Origin of the sequence: Flexivirga aerilata (genome assembly GCF_013002715.1) — a bacterium.
Taxonomy (GTDB): domain Bacteria; phylum Actinomycetota; class Actinomycetes; order Actinomycetales; family Dermatophilaceae; genus Flexivirga; species Flexivirga aerilata.
In genome coordinates, this window is the sequence record NZ_JABENB010000001.1 from 1,756,126 (window position 1) to 1,770,932 (window position 14,807).

Here is a 14,807-nt window from a genome sequence, read left to right on the forward strand (position 1 = left end):
CATGTGACACCCCAACAAGATCGGCTCATCGACAAGCCGGCACAGACGAGGGGGAAGGAACCTTCGTGACAGAAACCACCGAACTCACTGCGACGACCAACGCGTCCGCGCCGAGTTCCCGGGGCAGCCTCAGCACCATGAAGCTCGACGAGCTCAAGCAGCTCGCCGTCACCATGGGCATCAGCGGCACCTCGAAAATGCGTAAGAGCGACCTGCTCGCGGCGATTCGCGAGCGTGGCGCCGAAGGGGGAGCTGCGTCCGGGGGGACCAGCAACGGCCAGACCGGCACCCGTCGGGCGCCGCGTCGAGCCGGCTCCGGCACCACGACGCCGCAGGAGCGGCCGGCCGAGCAGGCCGCCGCGGACGCCTCGCAGCCTGCGCAGCAGGCCGAGCCCGAGCAGCGTCAGGCTGAGTCGCGTCAGGGCGAGTCCGGTCAGAGCGAGTCGGGTCAGGCCGAGTCGCGGTCCGGCCGCGGCGGCCGCTCCGACAAGCCGGCCGACGGCGAGCAGGCCGACAAGCAGACCGAGCAGGTCGAGAAGACCGACCGGTCCGACAAGTCTGACAGCGGCCAGGGCGACCGAGGCCGCCGTGACCGGAACGACCCCGGCGACCGCAACGACCGCGGCAATGACCGCCAGGGTGGCAATGACCGTCAGGGTGGCGACCGTCAGGGTGGCAACGACCGCCAGGGCGGCCGGCATCAGGGCCAGAACCGCCAGGGCGGTAACGACCGCCAGCAGGGCGGCAACAACGACCGCCAGCAGGGCGGCGGCAACGACCGCAATAACGACCGCTGGAACGACGACGGCAGCGGCCGCGGCGGCCGACGCCGTCAGCGCGGACGGGACCGCAAGCGCGGTCGCGGTCGCGGCGACGACTTCGGCGACGTCGACCTGGCGGTGCGCGAGGACGACGTCCTGGTGCCGGTCGCCGGCATCGTCGACGTGCTCGACAACTACGCGTTCATTCGCACCAGCGGATACCTCGCCGGCCCCAACGACGTCTACGTCCCGCTGGGCATGGTGAAGAAGAACGGCATGCGCAAGGGCGACGCGGTGACTGGCGCCATACGGGCCCTGCGCGAGGGTGAGCAGCTGCCGAGCCGGCAGAAGTTCAACGCCCTGGTGCGTGTCGACACCGTCAACGGGATGACCCCGGAGAAGGCCAAGGAGCGCGTCGAGTTCTCCAAGCTGACCCCGCTCTACCCGCAGGAGCGGCTGCGGCTGGAGGACGACCCGAAGCACATCACCAACCGGGTCATCGACCTGGTCGCGCCGATCGGCAAGGGCCAACGTGGCCTGATCGTCGCGCCCGCCAAGGCCGGTAAGACCCTGGTGATGCAGGCGATCGCCAACGCGATCACCACCAACAACCCCGAGTGCCACCTGATGGTCGTGCTCGTCGACGAGCGGCCGGAGGAAGTCACCGACTTCGAGCGCTCGGTCAAGGGTGAGGTCATCTCCTCGACCTTCGACCGTCCCGCCTCCGACCACACCGAGGTCGCCGAGCTGGCGATCGAGCGGGCCAAGCGCCTGGTCGAGCTCGGTCAGGACGTCGTGGTGCTGCTCGACGGCATCACCCGCCTCGGCCGCGCCTACAACCTGGCCGCGCCGGCCAGCGGGCGCATCATGTCCGGTGGTGTCGACTCGGCCGCGCTCTACCCGCCGAAGAAGTTCTTCGGTGCGGCCCGCAACATCGAGAACGGTGGCTCGCTCACCATCCTCGCGACCGCGCTCATCGAGTCCGGTTCGAAGATGGACGAGGTCATCTTCGAGGAGTTCAAGGGCACCGGCAACTGGGAGCTGCGCCTGTCGCGTCAGCTCGCCGAGCGCCGCATCTTCCCGGCGGTCGACGTCAACCAGTCGTCCACCCGCCGCGAGGAGATCCTGCTCGGCCAGGACGAGCTGAAGATCATGTGGAAGCTGCGCCGGGTGCTCGCCGCGCTCGACTCCCAGCAGGGCATCGAGCTGCTGCTCGACCGGTTGAAGAAGACCGCGTCGAACACCGAGTTCCTGATGCAGGTGCAGCAGACCAGCTCGATCAAGCTCGACGACGAGGACTGAGCGGGCTCACTCCCGCACCTCACCGAGCGGCACAGAACGGTCCCGAGGGGACCACGAAATCCAACGGATCTCGTGGTCCCCTCGGTGCGTGTGTGGGCCTCTCGGTGAGGGGAGTGCGTCAGCGCACCTGCACGTCCTTCGCCTGCACGAACATCACCCGGTGGCCGAAGCTGACCATCAGGTATTCGGTCGTGCCGACGATGTCGATGTGGTCGTTCGGGGTGTTGATGTCGAAGGTCTTCGCCTTGTAGTAGTCGGTGGGCACGTGCTCGTCGACCACGACATACGCCTGGCCCGCTCCCCACACATAGCTGTATGGCGAAATCGCTTGCACATCAGTCGGATCCGCGTATGCCGAAGCCTCCGGGTAGGCCCGCCCGTAGAGCGGCACCGCACCGGTCCCGCCGGCCGCGGCGGTCGCGATGCGGGCCTTCTTGAGCACCCGGGCGGTCGGCGACGAGGCGGGGTTGCTGAACCACGCCTGCTGCCCGAGATACCAGATCGCGGTCCAGTCGCCCTCGACGGCGGCGACCACCCAGTCGGTGCCGGCCGACGCGCGGGCGCTGATGTCCGACGGATTGGTGGTCGAGGGCGACCCGTCCGGGTGCAGCCCGATGTCGTCCACCAGCGGCGCGTTGTCGTCGGGCTGCTTGCGCAGGGTGACGAAGTTGGTGCCGGGCTGCGGGCCGTTGGTCACGCAGATCGGCGGGTTGTTAGTGTCGCAGCCGGTGACCACCTGCTCGTTGCCGGCGAAGCCGGGCAGGATCCGCACCGCGTCGCCCACCTGCGGCCGCTTGTTGCGGAAGGTGCCCTTGTCGAGCGGCGCGCCGAGCAGCTCGAAGTAGTGCTCCCAGTCCCAGAAGGGGCCCGGGTCCCAGTGCATCCCGCGGATCCCGGCGGTCGTCGTCGCGGGCACCTGGTCGTGGCCGATGATGTGCGCCCGGTCGAGCGGGATGTCGTACTCACGCGCGAGGTGGGCGACCAGGCGTGCCGAGGTGCGGTACATCGCCTCGCTGAACCACTTCGGCCCGGCGACGGCGTATCCCTCGTGCTCGATGCCGATCGAGTGCATGTTGACGTACCAGTTGCCCGCCTGCCAGCCGACGTCCTTGGTCTCCAGGTGCTGGGCGATGCGGCCGTCGCTGGAGCGCACCGAGTAGTTCCAGGCGAGGTAGTTGGGGTCCTCGACCAGCGTGATGCTGCCCTCGTAGGTGCCCTCCATGTCGTGGATCACGATCTGGTTGATGATCGGCGCCTTCGGGCGGCGGGCCAGGTCGTGGTTGCCGTAGTCACCGGGCGTCGGTCCCGTCTGTTCGTATGGCGCAGGCACCCAGTCGACCGCGAGTCCCTTCGGGGCGTCGATGGGTGCGGTCTGGCGCGCCTTGGCGGCCTCCGCAGAGCGCTCGACGAAGCGCGCTCGCTGGCCGCTGACGTCGCCGACCCGAGCGGGGGCCAGTTGCAGCCTCGCACCGGACGCCTGCTTGCCGACGCCCGCGCGCAGATCGGCGATGACGTCGTCGGCGAAGCCGAGTTGCGTTGCGGCAGTGGTAAATCCGCAGGTCGTGGCGATCGCGGCATACCAGGTGGCGGGGTCGGTGCCGGTTCCCGTCGGGTGGCCGAGGGCGCGCTGGGCGGCCGACAGCACCGCCGCCGCACCCTCGATGTTGGCGCCGGGGTCGGTGCGCAGCTGCTGCTTGTCGATGCCGGTGAGGGTCGCCGCCTGGTCGAGGGTGTCGACCACCGCAGGCGCGGCATCGCCGTGCGCGTTGTCGCGCAGTGCCTGGGCCGCCGCGCCGTCGATCAGGTGCATAGGGCCGTAACCCATGCCGGTGCTCGGCCGCCCGGCGTGATCCTCCCAGCGGGTCTGCCCGTAGGAGAACGCGGCGAGCACCGCGGGCGGCACGCCGTACTTCGTCCCGGCGGTGGCGAAGAGAGGTTGCTCGTCCACCGCGAGGGCCGGCGCGGCGGCCGCGGTGAGCGGCACCGCGAGGGCGGCGGCCAGGAAGTTTCGGCGGGAGAGGGGAGGAGTCATGGGGATCTCCGAGGGCACGGGCGCAAGCCGGGGTGAACGATGACTGATTCACCATGCCACCGATCGGCCGGTAAATGGTTTCCAGCGGCCGACGAACTTCACCCGGCCGCCGGCTCAGCTCACCACCACGTCCGCCGCCTTCACATACATCAGCCGGTGCCCGAAGTTGACCAGGTAGTACTTCGTGGTGCCGACCACGTCCACGTGCGTGCCGGGCGCGGTGAGGTCGAAGCCGCCCGTCTTGTAGTAGTCGGTCGGCACACGCTCGTCGACCACGGCATACTCCTGGCCGACTCCCCACACATAGCTGTATGGCGAAATCGCTTGCACATCAGCAGAATTCGCGTATGCCGACGCCTCCGGATAGGCGCGGCCGTAGAGCCTGATCGGCCCGCTCCGCGGCCGGGCCTTGCGCCCCGCCGGGACGACGCGCGCGGTCGGCCGGGCCTTCGGGTTCTTGAACCACGCGAGCTGGTCGAGATACCAGATCGCGGTCCAGTCGCCGTCGACGGCGGCGACCACCCAGTCGGTGCCGGCCGCCGCCCGGGCGCTGATGTCGGACGGGTTGGTGGTCGACGCGGACCCGTCGGGGTGGGCGCCGATGTCGTCAACCAGCGGCGAACTGTCGCTCGCGAGCTTGTGCAGCGCGACGAAGTTGGTGCCGGCCTGCGGGCCGTTGGTCACGCAGATCGGCGGGTTGTTGGTGTCGCAGCCGGTCAGCACCTGACGGTTGCCGGCGAAGCCGGGCAGGATGCGCACCACGTCCCCGATGACCGGCGCGGCGGTCGAGGTGCCGGTCGTGAGCGGCCTGCCGAGCAGCTCGAAGTAGTGCTCCCAGTCCCAGAACGGGCCCGGGTCCCAGTGCATCCCGCGCAGCCCGGCGGTGGTCGTCGCGGGCACCTGGTCGTGACCGATGATGTGCGCCCGGTCGAGCGGCACACCATATTTGGCGGCGAGGAAGGCGACCAGCTTGGCCGACGTGCGGTACATCGCCTCGCTGAACCACTTCGGCCCGGCCACCGCGAAGCCCTCGTGCTCGATGCCGATCGAATGCATGTTGATATACCAGTTGCCGGCGTGCCAGCCGATGTCCTTGGCCTGCAGATGCTGGGCGATGCGGCCGTCGCTGGAGCGCACCGAGTAGTTCCACGCGACATACGTCGGGTCCTGCACCAGCTTCACGCTGCTGGCGTAGGAGCCCTCCATGTCGTGGATCACGATGTGGGTGATCGCGGGCGACGCCGGCCGGCGGGCGACGTCGTGGTTGCCATAACCACCCCCGCTCAACCGCTGGTATGGCGCAGGCACGTCGTCGACGACCAGCCCCGGCGGAGCGTCGACCGCCGCGGCCGCGAGCTGCGCGCGGGCCGCGTCGACCTGGGCGGTCCACTGCGCGCGCTGCGCGGTCACGTCCCCGACGCGGGCCGTCGGGAGCCGCAGCCGGGCACCCGACGCCTCCTTGCCGACGCCCTTGCGCAGGTCGGCGATCACGTCGTCGGCGAACGACCGCTGCGCGTCCGGGCTGGTGAAGCCGCAGGTGCTGGCGATCGCGGCATACCAGGTCGCCGGGTCGGTGTCCGTGCCGGTCGGGTGGCGAAGTGCGCGTTGCGCCGCGGCCAGCACGGCGGCCGCGCCCCGGATGTTGCTGGCCGGGTCGGTGCGCAACCGCTGCTTGTCGATGCCGGTGAGGGACGCGGCCTGACCGAGGGTGTCGAGCACGCCGGGTGCGGTCTCGCCGCGGGCGGTGTCGCGCTCGGCCTGTGCGGCCGCGCCGTCGATCAGGTGCATCGGTCCGTAGCCGAGGCTGGTGCTGGGGGCGCCGGCGTGGTCCTCCCAGCGGGTCTGGCCGTAGGACACCGCCGCGAGCACAGCGGACGGCACCGCGTGCTCCTGCGCGGCAGCGGTGAAGTGGTCGTGCTCGTCGACGGCAAGGGCAGGCGTGGCGGCCGCGGTGAGCGGCACAGCGAGGGCGGCGACCAGGAAGTTGCGGCGGGATACCGGGCTCATGGGGCATCACGATGGCAGCGCCGGTGGGCGCGAAAGGTATTGTCCCGGTAAGGATTTCGCCAATTTGCCCTATCGAACGGGTGTTCAGCCGGCGGTCAGCCGGTGCTCACTCGCGGGGCGGCCCGGCCGCGATCCGGCGGCGCAGCTCGGCGACGGCGTCCGGCCCTTCCGGCAGCGACCACCACGACTCGACCCACCAGGTCGCGCCGGCCTGCGCCCAGTCGGCCGGTCCGCCGGGCAGGTCGAGGAACTCGCCGTAGGAGTCGGCCTCGAGCACCACGTCGTAGCCCTCCCACGGCAGACCCGCGTCGGCGCGCAGGACGCGCAGCCGGTCGACGATGTCGGCGAAGAAGTCGGGGTTGATCCCGGACGAGCCCTCGGAGACCCCGGCCACCGCCGGAAAGATGCCCTGGAAACGCGCGGCCCGGGCCAGCGACGGCTGCCGCTCCTTGCCCGGCACGAGCGCGCCGACCACCCAGACCGGCGGGTGCGGCCGCTGCACCGGCGGAGGCGGCAGTAGTTCCTCGGTCGGGCGCACCTGGAAGTGGGTCCCGTCATACGAGAACGGCTGCCCGCGCAGCAGCCCGGTCACCACGTCGAGCCCCTCGTCGAGCTTCTGCGCGCGGACCTTGCGCCCCTCGTCGGGCTCGAAGGCCAGCCAGTTGGCATTGGGCGCGCCCAGCCCGGCGCCGAGGATCACCCGGCCGTCGCTCAGCCGGTCGACCGTGCCGATCCGCGCCGCGAGGTCCCACGGCCGGTGCCGGGGCACCGGGGTCAGCAGGGTGCCGAGCCGGATGCGCTTGGTCGACACCGCCGCAGCCGCGAGCGTCGCCCAGGCGTCGTGTCGGAAGACCGCCTCCCAGGTGAAGACGGCGTCCCAGCCGTGCTCCTCGCCGAGCTGCGCGAGCTCCACGAACTCGCGCTCGGTCGTCATCGGCACGACATACGCGAATCTCATGCTCCGACCGTATGACGCACCACCGACAGCCGCCCCGCGCCGGAACATGCGCCCGGAATATGTCGGGAACGGTTCTCGTTTGGACTGTTGGTCTGCCACCTGGCAGAATCTTCGGTTGGCCCACCGGTTCACGCGCCGCATCAGCGATGCGACCCGGAGGGGAAGAGATCGCAAGGAGACTTTCATGAAGAAGGACATTCACCCGGCTTACGGTGAAACCGTCGTGACCTGCACCTGTGGTGCGACCTTCACGACCCGCAGCACTGCCGAGTCCGGCCGCATCAGCGCCGACGTCTGCTCGCAGTGCCACCCGTTCTACACCGGCAAGCAGAAGATTCTGGACACCGGTGGTCGCGTGGCCCGCTTCCAGGAGCGCTACGGCAAGAAGGCCGCGAAGTAACTTCACCGCACCGCCGGTCCCACTCCTTCTCGAAGGAGTCGGGGCCGGCGTTTTGCATCCACGCACCCCTTAGCGAAGGCAGAGCATGAACGAGTCCGCAGCAGCCGTAGCCGACGAGTACGCCGACCTGGAGCGGCAGCTCGCCGACCCGGCGGTGCACGCCGACCCGACGGCGCTGCGCAAGCTCAACAAGAGGTATGCCGCGCTGGCCCCGACCGTCGCGGCCTACCGCACCTGGCAGCAGGCCCACGACGACCTCGACGCCGCGCGTGAGCTGGCCACCGAGGACGAGTCCTTCGCGGCGGAGATCCCCGGCCTCGAGCAGCAGGTCGGCGAGGCGGAGGACAAGCTGCGCAAGCTGCTGCTGCCGCGGGACGAGGACGACGACCGGGACGTCATCCTCGAGGTCAAGGCGGGCGCGGGCGGCGCCGAATCCGCTTTGTTCGCAGCTGATCTGGTGCGCATGTATCTCCGGTATGCCGAACGTTCCGGCTGGAAGGCCGAGGTCACCGACGGCACCGAGTCCGACCTCGGCGGCTACACCGACGTGCGCGTCGCGATCCGAGCCAAGGGCCAGCCGGAGCCGGGCCACGCCCCCTGGGCGCGCCTGAAGTACGAAGGCGGCGTGCACCGCGTGCAGCGCGTGCCGGTGACCGAGAGCCAGGGGCGCATCCACACCTCCGCGGTCGGCGTGCTCGTCATGCCCGACCTCGACGAGGGTGACGACGACGAGATCGACTTCGGGCCCAATGACCTGAAGATCGACGTCTACCGCTCGTCCGGCCCCGGCGGCCAGTCGGTCAACACGACCGACTCCGCGGTGCGTATCACCCACCTGCCGACCGGCACGGTGGTGTCCTGCCAGAACGAGAAGTCGCAGCTGCAGAACAAGGAGGCCGCTCTCCGCGTGCTCAAGGCGCGGCTGCGGCAGATGGCGCAGGAGGAGCGCGACGCCGAGGCGTCGGCGGCCCGGCGCTCGCAGGTGCGCACGGTCGACCGCAGCGAGCGCATCCGCACCTACAACTTCCCGGAAAACCGCATCGCCGACCACCGCACCGGCTTCAAGGCCTACAACCTCGACGGGGTGCTCGACGGCGACCTCGACCCGGTGGTGCAGTCGGCGATCGAGCTGGACGAGGCGGCCCGTATGGCGGCAGTCGCCGACGGCTCCGCGCCCGGCTGATGACCGGTCTGCGCGAGGCGGTCGACGGCGCCACCACGCAGCTGCGGGAGGCAGGCGTGCCGAGCGCCCGCGCCGACGCGGTGACGCTGCTCGCCCATGTGCTCCGGGTCCCGGCGGCCGAGCTGCAACGCCAGCTGGTGCTCGGCGGCGACCTCGATCCCGACACGCTCACCCGCTATGACGACCTGGTCGCCCACCGGCGCAGCCGGGTGCCGCTGCAGCACCTCACCGGCACGGCGCCCTTCCGCCACCTCGAACTCGCTGTAGGCCCAGGCGTTTTCGTGCCTCGCCCGGAAACCGAGCTGCTGGTCGACCTGGTGCTGCGGGCGGCGCACGGGCTGGCGTCTCCCACCGTCGTCGACCTGTGCACCGGCTCCGGCGCGATCGCGCTCGCGGTCAAGCAGGAGCTGCCGGCGGCCGCCGTGTCGGCGGTCGAGCTCGACCCGATGGCGCACGCCTGGGCGGCGCGCAACCGCGACAACCTCGGGCTTGACGTCGAGATCGCCTGTGGTGCGGCCCAATCCGCCTTCCCCGACCTCGATGAGGGAGTCGACGTGGTCGTGAGCAATCCGCCATACATCCCGGTGGGGATGGTGCCGATCGATCCCGAGGTGCGCGACCACGACCCCGAGGTCGCGCTCTACGGCGGCAGCGAGGACGGGCTGCGCATCCCGCTCGCCGTGGCGTCGCGGGCCGCCGAGCTGCTGCGCCCCGGCGGGGTGCTGATCATGGAACACGCTGACTCGCAAGGGGATTCACTGCCCGCAGCGCTGCGACAGCAAGGCATGTGGGTCGAGGTGGCCGATCATGTCGATCTCACCGAGCGACCGCGTGCGGTGACCGCGGTGCGGCGCTCCTAGCGCTGCGTCGGGCGCCAGCCTCGCGCCGAGGTAGTAGTCCCGGTCGTGATGACGGCCTCTTAACGACCTGGGGTGCTACCTCGACGAGGGGGAGCCGCGCCCATTCAGCCCTTCACGCCGCCCGCCGCGACGAATCCGTCGCGCAGGCGCCGGCCGAGCAGCAGGTAGAGCAGCGCGACCGGCAGGGAGTAGAGGATCGAGAAGGCGGCGAGCTGGCCGTATTGCACCTGCCCGTACTGCGAGGAGAAGGTGAACAGCGACACCGCGGCGGGCAGCTTGTCCGGCGACAGCAGCAGCATGAAGGGCACGAAGAAGTTGCCCCACATGCCGACGAACGTCAGCATCGTCACCACCGCCGTGCCGGGCCGCATGAGCGGCAGCACGATCGACCACAGCGTGCGCACCATGCCGGCGCCCTCGGTCCAGGCCGACTCCTCGAGCTCCTGCGGGACGCCGTCCATGAAGTTCTTCATCAGGAAGATCGCGTAGGGCAGCGAGGACGCGGCGAGGAAGACCGCGGCGGCGGGCATCGAGTCGATCAGGTTGACCTGCACGAACATCGCGTAGACCGGGATCATGATCGCGGTGAGCGGCAGCCCGCTCGCGAAGATGATCGTCATCAGGAACGGCCGGGTGGCCCGGGAGCGATAGCGGCTCAGCGGGTATGCCGCGAGTGCCGCACAGACCACGGTGAGGATCGTGCCGCCGCCGCACAACAACAGCGAGTTCCAGATCGGCCGGTAGGTGGTCTTCTCGTTGAGCACGCCGCGGTAGTTGTCGAAGGTGGGCGAGCCCGGCCACGCGACGGCCAGCGAGGCGTTCTTGTCGAACGACGCCAGGATCACCCACACGAGCGGGATGCAGAAGAGGAACGCGACGATCAGCAGGATGCCGCTGGAGCCGGTCTTCACCGCGGTGTCGCGCGGGCGCGAGCGCCTCGTCGTACGCCGCAGAGCGGGGGCGTCGGTCGTCATCGCGTCGTCCTCACGTCAGGTCCTCCTTCGGCAGCACCTTGAGGTAGGCGAGCGCGGCGACGCCGCCGACGAGCAGGAGCACGAGTGCGACCGCCGTGCCGTAGCCGAGCTGCCCGAAGCTGAACGCCTGTTGGTACATGTAGAGCGGCAGCGTCTGGCTCTTGGTGCCGGGGCCGCCGCCGGTCATCACGAAGATCAGCCCGAAGACCGACAGCGTCTGCAGGGTGGTGAGCAGCAGGTTGGTCATGATCGAGCGACGGATCAGCGGCACGGTGATGGACCAGAAGCGGCGCAGCGGGCCGGCGCCGTCGATCGCGGCGCTCTCCTCGACCTCCGGGTCGAGCTGGGAGAGCGCGGCGGAGTAGGTCAGCATCGAGAAGGCCGTACCGCGCCAGATGTTGGCGAACGACACCGCCACGATCGGCGCACTGATCAACCAGTCCTGCGGGCCGAGGCCAAACCAGTCGAACACCTTGTTGAGCGAGCCGTCGCCGGAAAGGAAGGTGTACCAGAGGTATCCGGCCACGACCTCCGGGATGATCCACGCGCCGATGACGACCGTGCCGGTGAGCCACGAAACCCATGCGGCGCACTTGCGCAGGAGCAGTGCCAGCGCCATGCCGAGGAGGTTCTGGCCGATGACGCCGGACACCACGGTGAATACCAGCGTCAGCCACATGGCGTTCCAGAAGTCGGCCTTGGCGAACGCGTCGGTGAAGTTGGTCAGCCCGACGAGCGAGGTGTGGTCGGCGCCCTCGCCGCGCAAGGCCTTGTTGGTGAAGGCGAGGTAGATCGAGTAGATCACCGGGCCGGCCATGAAGATCAGCAGCAGCGCGACCGCCGGGAGCAGCGGCATGCCGCGGCGTGCGGTGCGTGCCGGGTCACGGTCGTTCGTGCGGCCGGGACCGGTTGTCAGCGTTGAGGTTTCGGCGACAGCAGCCATCACGCACCTGCCTTCGTCGTCTGGTCCCGACCCACGATGTCGATCAGCATCGAGTCGTATGCCGCCGCTGCCGCGGCCGGACTCTTCGATCCGATCAGCATCGCCTCGCAGGCGATCTGGATCGCGTTGGAGATCTGCGGATAGGGCGCCAGCGCCGGCCGGTAGGTGGTGTCCTTGACGAGTGAGGTCATGAATTTCGTTGTCGGAGAGGACTTTTGGTAGCGCGGCTCCGCGGCGACGTCCGAACGCACCGCGATCTGGGAGTCCTTGATGCAGTAGTCGGTGTTGTTGGTGCGGTTGCACATGGTGCGCACGAACTCAAACGCACGGTCGGGGTTCTTGGCCCGCTTCGGGATCGCCCAGCAGAAGCCGCCGGACATCGTCACCACGCCGGGAGCCGCACCGTGCTGGGTCGGCATCTTGGCCACCGACATGCTCCCCGCCCAGTCCGGCCACGAGTCGGTCCAGCCGCCGGGGATCCAGCTGCCGTCGACCGCCATCGCGATCTTGTCGTGGGGCCACATTGTGTTGTAGAGCCGGTCGGCCATGTTGGGGTCGAGCGCGTCCGACAGTTGCAGCCCGAGCTTCTCCGCCGAGATGGTCCGCATGAAGCGCAGGGCGTCGGTGAAGCCCGGTGAGCCGGTCACCCACTTGCGCTGCTGCTCGTCATACAGCGTGGAGCCGGTGCCGTAGAGCAGCATCTCGAAGCCCTGCATCGCCGTCGCCTCGCCCATCGCCTTGCTCGACCAGATGTTGATCGGTACGACGCCGGGCAGCTTCTGCTTGATCGTGCGCGCGGCGGTGAGGATGTCGTCCCAGGTCCTCGGTTGCCACCGCTCGGGCAGCCCGGCCTTGGCCAGCAGCCTGCGGTTGAACCAGATCGCGCGGGTGTCGGTGCTGAGCGGCACGCCGTAGTGCTTGCCGTCGGTGTATTTCACCGCGTCCCGGGTGGTCGGGTAGTAGAGCTTCCAGTCCGGCCAGGTCGCCAGGTAGTCGTCGATCGGTCGCAGGTAGCCGGCCGCGATGTCGGAGTTGAGGATGAACGTGTCCTCGTAGATGAGGTCGGGTGCGGTGCGGCCGCTGCTCATCATCAGCTCGGTCTTGGTGTAGTAATCGTTCTCCGAGGCGACCAGCGGAATGAGGTCGACGTCGAACCCGGCTCCGGCCGCTGCGAACTGGCTGGAGACGCCGCGCAGGAAATCGCCCATGATCGTGCCCGAGCCGAACTGCTTGTAGGTCAGCTTCACCGCATCGCCCGAGTCGCTGCCGCAGCCGGACAGGCCGAGCGGCAGGGCGATCACCGAGCTCGCGGTGAACCACAGCGCGGTTCTCCTGCTGACTCCCGCTGTCGGGTCGGGCATCGGGCACCACATCCTGAAGGCCGATCGTCGCGGCAGGCGTTGACGCGACGTTGACCTACTGTGACAAGAATTGCCCGGTCGTGGGTGGAAACGGGCCCGATTGCTTGATCGGTTCAGTCGAGCACGACCGCGCCGGTGAGCTCCACGACGATCTCCCGGGCCTGCTCGGTGGTGATCATCGCGCCCTTGAGCACGCGCAGCCGGTCGAGGTCGCACGGCCCGAGCGAGGCGCCGCGCAGATCGGCGCCGTCGAGGTTGGCGTCGTAGAGGTCGGCCTGGGTCAGGTCGCACCCGTCGAGGGTGGAGGAGCGCAGGTCGGTGCCGCGCAGGATCGCCTCGGTGAAGCGGCACCCGGTGAGATCGGTGTGCGACAGCACGGCGCCGATCAGGTTGGCGGCGAAGAGGTTCGACCGCTGGATGGTGAAACCGAGCCCACGGGTCTGTGGCATCGAGACGCCCATCAGGCGGCACCCGACGAGCCGCGCACCGCCCATCGACGCGCCGTCCAGACGTGCCTCGTCGAGCACGCAGTCGGTGAACGCGACCTCGGTCAGGTCGGCGTCGCGCAGGTCCGCGCGGGTCAGGTCGCAGCGCACCAGCTCGACCGCTTCAGTGGCGTCCGCGAGCAGCCTGCGCAGTTCGGGCCCGGCATACGTCTGGTCGACGAGTTCCATGGGCACGAGTCTGGCAGCGGGCACCGACTGGTCCACCAATATGGGACTTGTCACGTGCTACAGCACGTGACAAGTCGGGTGTTCGTGGGACAAGTCCGGTAGTCGTGGCACAAGTCGGCAGGGCTGGACCCGGCTGCGCACCGCGGCCCTGACCGCCGACGGCAGGGGGTGCCGGCTACCGACCTGCCCGAGCGCCTGCGTGCCGGCCGTCGCTTCGTGCAGACGCACACCGAGCGGCACAACGCGCCGATGCAGCGCGCCAACGAGGCGTTCGGTTTTCGCCGCGTCGACGTGCTGCACGAACTCGAGGGTTGAGCTGCCCGAGCCCACCGGTGCCGACGCCCCGGCCGACCGGTAGCTCGGGCGCACCCTCGGCGTCCCGGCCGATCTGACAAACTTGCCCGCGTGAGCCCGGTCTTCGATTGCAGCACGCCCGAATCCCGTGACGAGGGCATCACCGCCGCAAGCGACGCGATCCTGCGCGGGGAGTGCGTGGTCATCCCGACCGACACCGTCTACGGCATCGCCGCCGACGCGTTCAACGCCGCCGCGGTCGGTCAGTTGCTGGAGGCCAAGGGCCGCGGCCGCGAGATGCCGCCGCCGGTGCTGATCCCCAACCGGCAGACGGTCGACGGCCTGGCGATGGCCGTCCCGTCATACGTATGGCGGCTGATCGACGCGTTCTGGCCCGGCGGACTCACGCTCGTGCTGCGCGCGCAGCAGTCTCTCGCCTGGGACCTCGGCGACACCAACGGCACCGTGGGGCTGCGGATGCCCGACGACGAGATTGCCCTGGCGGTGCTGGAGCGCACCGGCCCGCTCGCGGTGAGCTCGGCCAACCGCACCGGCAAGCCATCGGCCACCACCGTCACCGAGGCCGGTTTCATGCTCGGCCACTACGTCGACGTCTACCTCGACGGCGGCGAGCGCGGCGCCGACACCTCCTCGACGATCCTCGACTGCACCAAGCCCGACCCGGTGGTGCTGCGCGAGGGCACGATCTCCGACGACGCACTGCGCAAGGTTCTCGGCGACGTCGAGCTGATCAGCGGGCGCGCGGTCAACTCGGCGGTGCCCGAGCACCCGGTCGACCTCGACAAGCCGGCCGGCGACGACGGCTCGGCCGGTGCCGCGATCGACCTCGACAAGCCGGCCGACCAGTCAATTCAGGACCAGCCCGACGACCAGCCCGTCGACCAGCCCGACGCCGACCAGCCCGTCATCCACGACTCCGCCGACGCGCCCGCACACCCGCCGACCCTCGGTCAGCAGTGGGAGCAGGACGCGCCGCACGATCCCGCTGGTCCGTCCTCCGGCCGGCACGACCAGCCCGACCACGAGAAATAAGGTGT

13 protein-coding genes are annotated in these 14,807 nt (G+C 69.7%); 6 read left to right on the forward strand and 7 right to left on the reverse strand.

Annotation, left to right across the window (positions count from 1 at the left end; all coding sequences use genetic code 11):
- Window positions 1-65 precede the first annotated feature (65 nt).
- The gene (gene rho / locus HJ588_RS08365; RefSeq protein WP_171153916.1) at window positions 66-2,063 is read left to right on the forward strand and encodes a transcription termination factor Rho; all 1,998 of its coding nucleotides are present in this window, start codon (window positions 66-68) and stop codon (window positions 2,061-2,063) included.
- A 118-nt stretch (window positions 2,064-2,181) separates the two neighbouring features.
- On the opposite strand, the gene HJ588_RS08370 is transcribed toward rho, so the two are convergent.
- The 3 genes from HJ588_RS08370 to HJ588_RS08380 all read right to left on the reverse strand — a co-directional run bounded on the left by HJ588_RS08370 (window position 2,182) and on the right by HJ588_RS08380 (window position 7,060).
- A complete protein-coding gene (locus HJ588_RS08370) occupies window positions 2,182-4,095 on the reverse strand; it encodes an N-acetylmuramoyl-L-alanine amidase (RefSeq protein ID WP_171153918.1) in 1,914 nt (637 codons plus the stop codon).
- 114 nt (window positions 4,096-4,209) lie between these two features.
- Window positions 4,210-6,102: an N-acetylmuramoyl-L-alanine amidase gene (locus HJ588_RS08375; RefSeq protein ID WP_171153920.1), complete on the reverse strand. Its 1,893-nt coding sequence runs from the start codon at window positions 6,100-6,102 to the stop codon at window positions 4,210-4,212.
- Window positions 6,103-6,208: 106 nt separating this feature from the next.
- Window positions 6,209-7,060, reverse strand: a complete 852-nt coding sequence (locus HJ588_RS08380; RefSeq protein WP_171153923.1) for an LLM class flavin-dependent oxidoreductase — start codon at window positions 7,058-7,060, stop codon at window positions 6,209-6,211.
- 184 nt (window positions 7,061-7,244) lie between these two features.
- Between HJ588_RS08380 and rpmE the strand changes: the two genes are divergently transcribed.
- The 3 genes from rpmE (at window position 7,245) to prmC (ending at window position 9,503) form a co-directional block, all read left to right on the forward strand.
- The gene (gene rpmE / locus HJ588_RS08385) at window positions 7,245-7,460 is read left to right on the forward strand and encodes a 50S ribosomal protein L31 (RefSeq protein WP_171153925.1); all 216 of its coding nucleotides are present in this window, start codon (window positions 7,245-7,247) and stop codon (window positions 7,458-7,460) included.
- A gap of 85 nt (window positions 7,461-7,545) precedes the next feature.
- Entirely contained in the window at window positions 7,546-8,643 is a 1,098-nt protein-coding gene (gene prfA / locus HJ588_RS08390; RefSeq protein WP_171153927.1) for a peptide chain release factor 1, read from the forward strand.
- Window positions 8,643-9,503: a peptide chain release factor N(5)-glutamine methyltransferase gene (gene prmC / locus HJ588_RS08395; protein WP_171153929.1), complete on the forward strand. Its 861-nt coding sequence runs from the start codon at window positions 8,643-8,645 to the stop codon at window positions 9,501-9,503. Before prfA ends, prmC begins: the two co-directional genes overlap by 1 nt.
- Window positions 9,504-9,607: 104 nt before the next feature.
- Here prmC and HJ588_RS08400 read toward each other — a convergent pair whose 3' ends face one another.
- The 4 genes from HJ588_RS08400 to HJ588_RS08415 all read right to left on the reverse strand — a co-directional run bounded on the left by HJ588_RS08400 (window position 9,608) and on the right by HJ588_RS08415 (window position 13,455).
- A complete protein-coding gene (locus tag HJ588_RS08400) occupies window positions 9,608-10,477 on the reverse strand; it encodes a carbohydrate ABC transporter permease (protein WP_171153931.1) in 870 nt (289 codons plus the stop codon).
- Between the two features lie 10 nt (window positions 10,478-10,487).
- A complete protein-coding gene (locus HJ588_RS08405; protein WP_171153933.1) occupies window positions 10,488-11,420 on the reverse strand; it encodes a carbohydrate ABC transporter permease in 933 nt (310 codons plus the stop codon).
- Window positions 11,420-12,781: an extracellular solute-binding protein gene (locus tag HJ588_RS08410; RefSeq protein ID WP_171153936.1), complete on the reverse strand. Its 1,362-nt coding sequence runs from the start codon at window positions 12,779-12,781 to the stop codon at window positions 11,420-11,422. The genes HJ588_RS08405 and HJ588_RS08410 overlap by 1 nt, the downstream gene beginning before the upstream one ends.
- Window positions 12,782-12,894: 113 nt before the next feature.
- Complete coding sequence (locus tag HJ588_RS08415) at window positions 12,895-13,455, reverse strand: pentapeptide repeat-containing protein (protein ID WP_171153938.1); 561 nt, start codon at window positions 13,453-13,455, stop codon at window positions 12,895-12,897.
- Window positions 13,456-13,623: 168 nt separating this feature from the next.
- Here HJ588_RS08415 and HJ588_RS08420 point away from each other — a divergent pair, with 168 nt between their 5' ends.
- Together HJ588_RS08420 and HJ588_RS08425 are read left to right on the forward strand one after the other, a co-directional pair.
- Complete coding sequence (locus tag HJ588_RS08420) at window positions 13,624-13,770, forward strand: hypothetical protein (protein ID WP_171153941.1); 147 nt, start codon at window positions 13,624-13,626, stop codon at window positions 13,768-13,770.
- A gap of 90 nt (window positions 13,771-13,860) precedes the next feature.
- Complete coding sequence (locus HJ588_RS08425) at window positions 13,861-14,802, forward strand: L-threonylcarbamoyladenylate synthase (protein WP_171153943.1); 942 nt, start codon at window positions 13,861-13,863, stop codon at window positions 14,800-14,802.
- Window positions 14,803-14,807 lie beyond the last annotated feature (5 nt).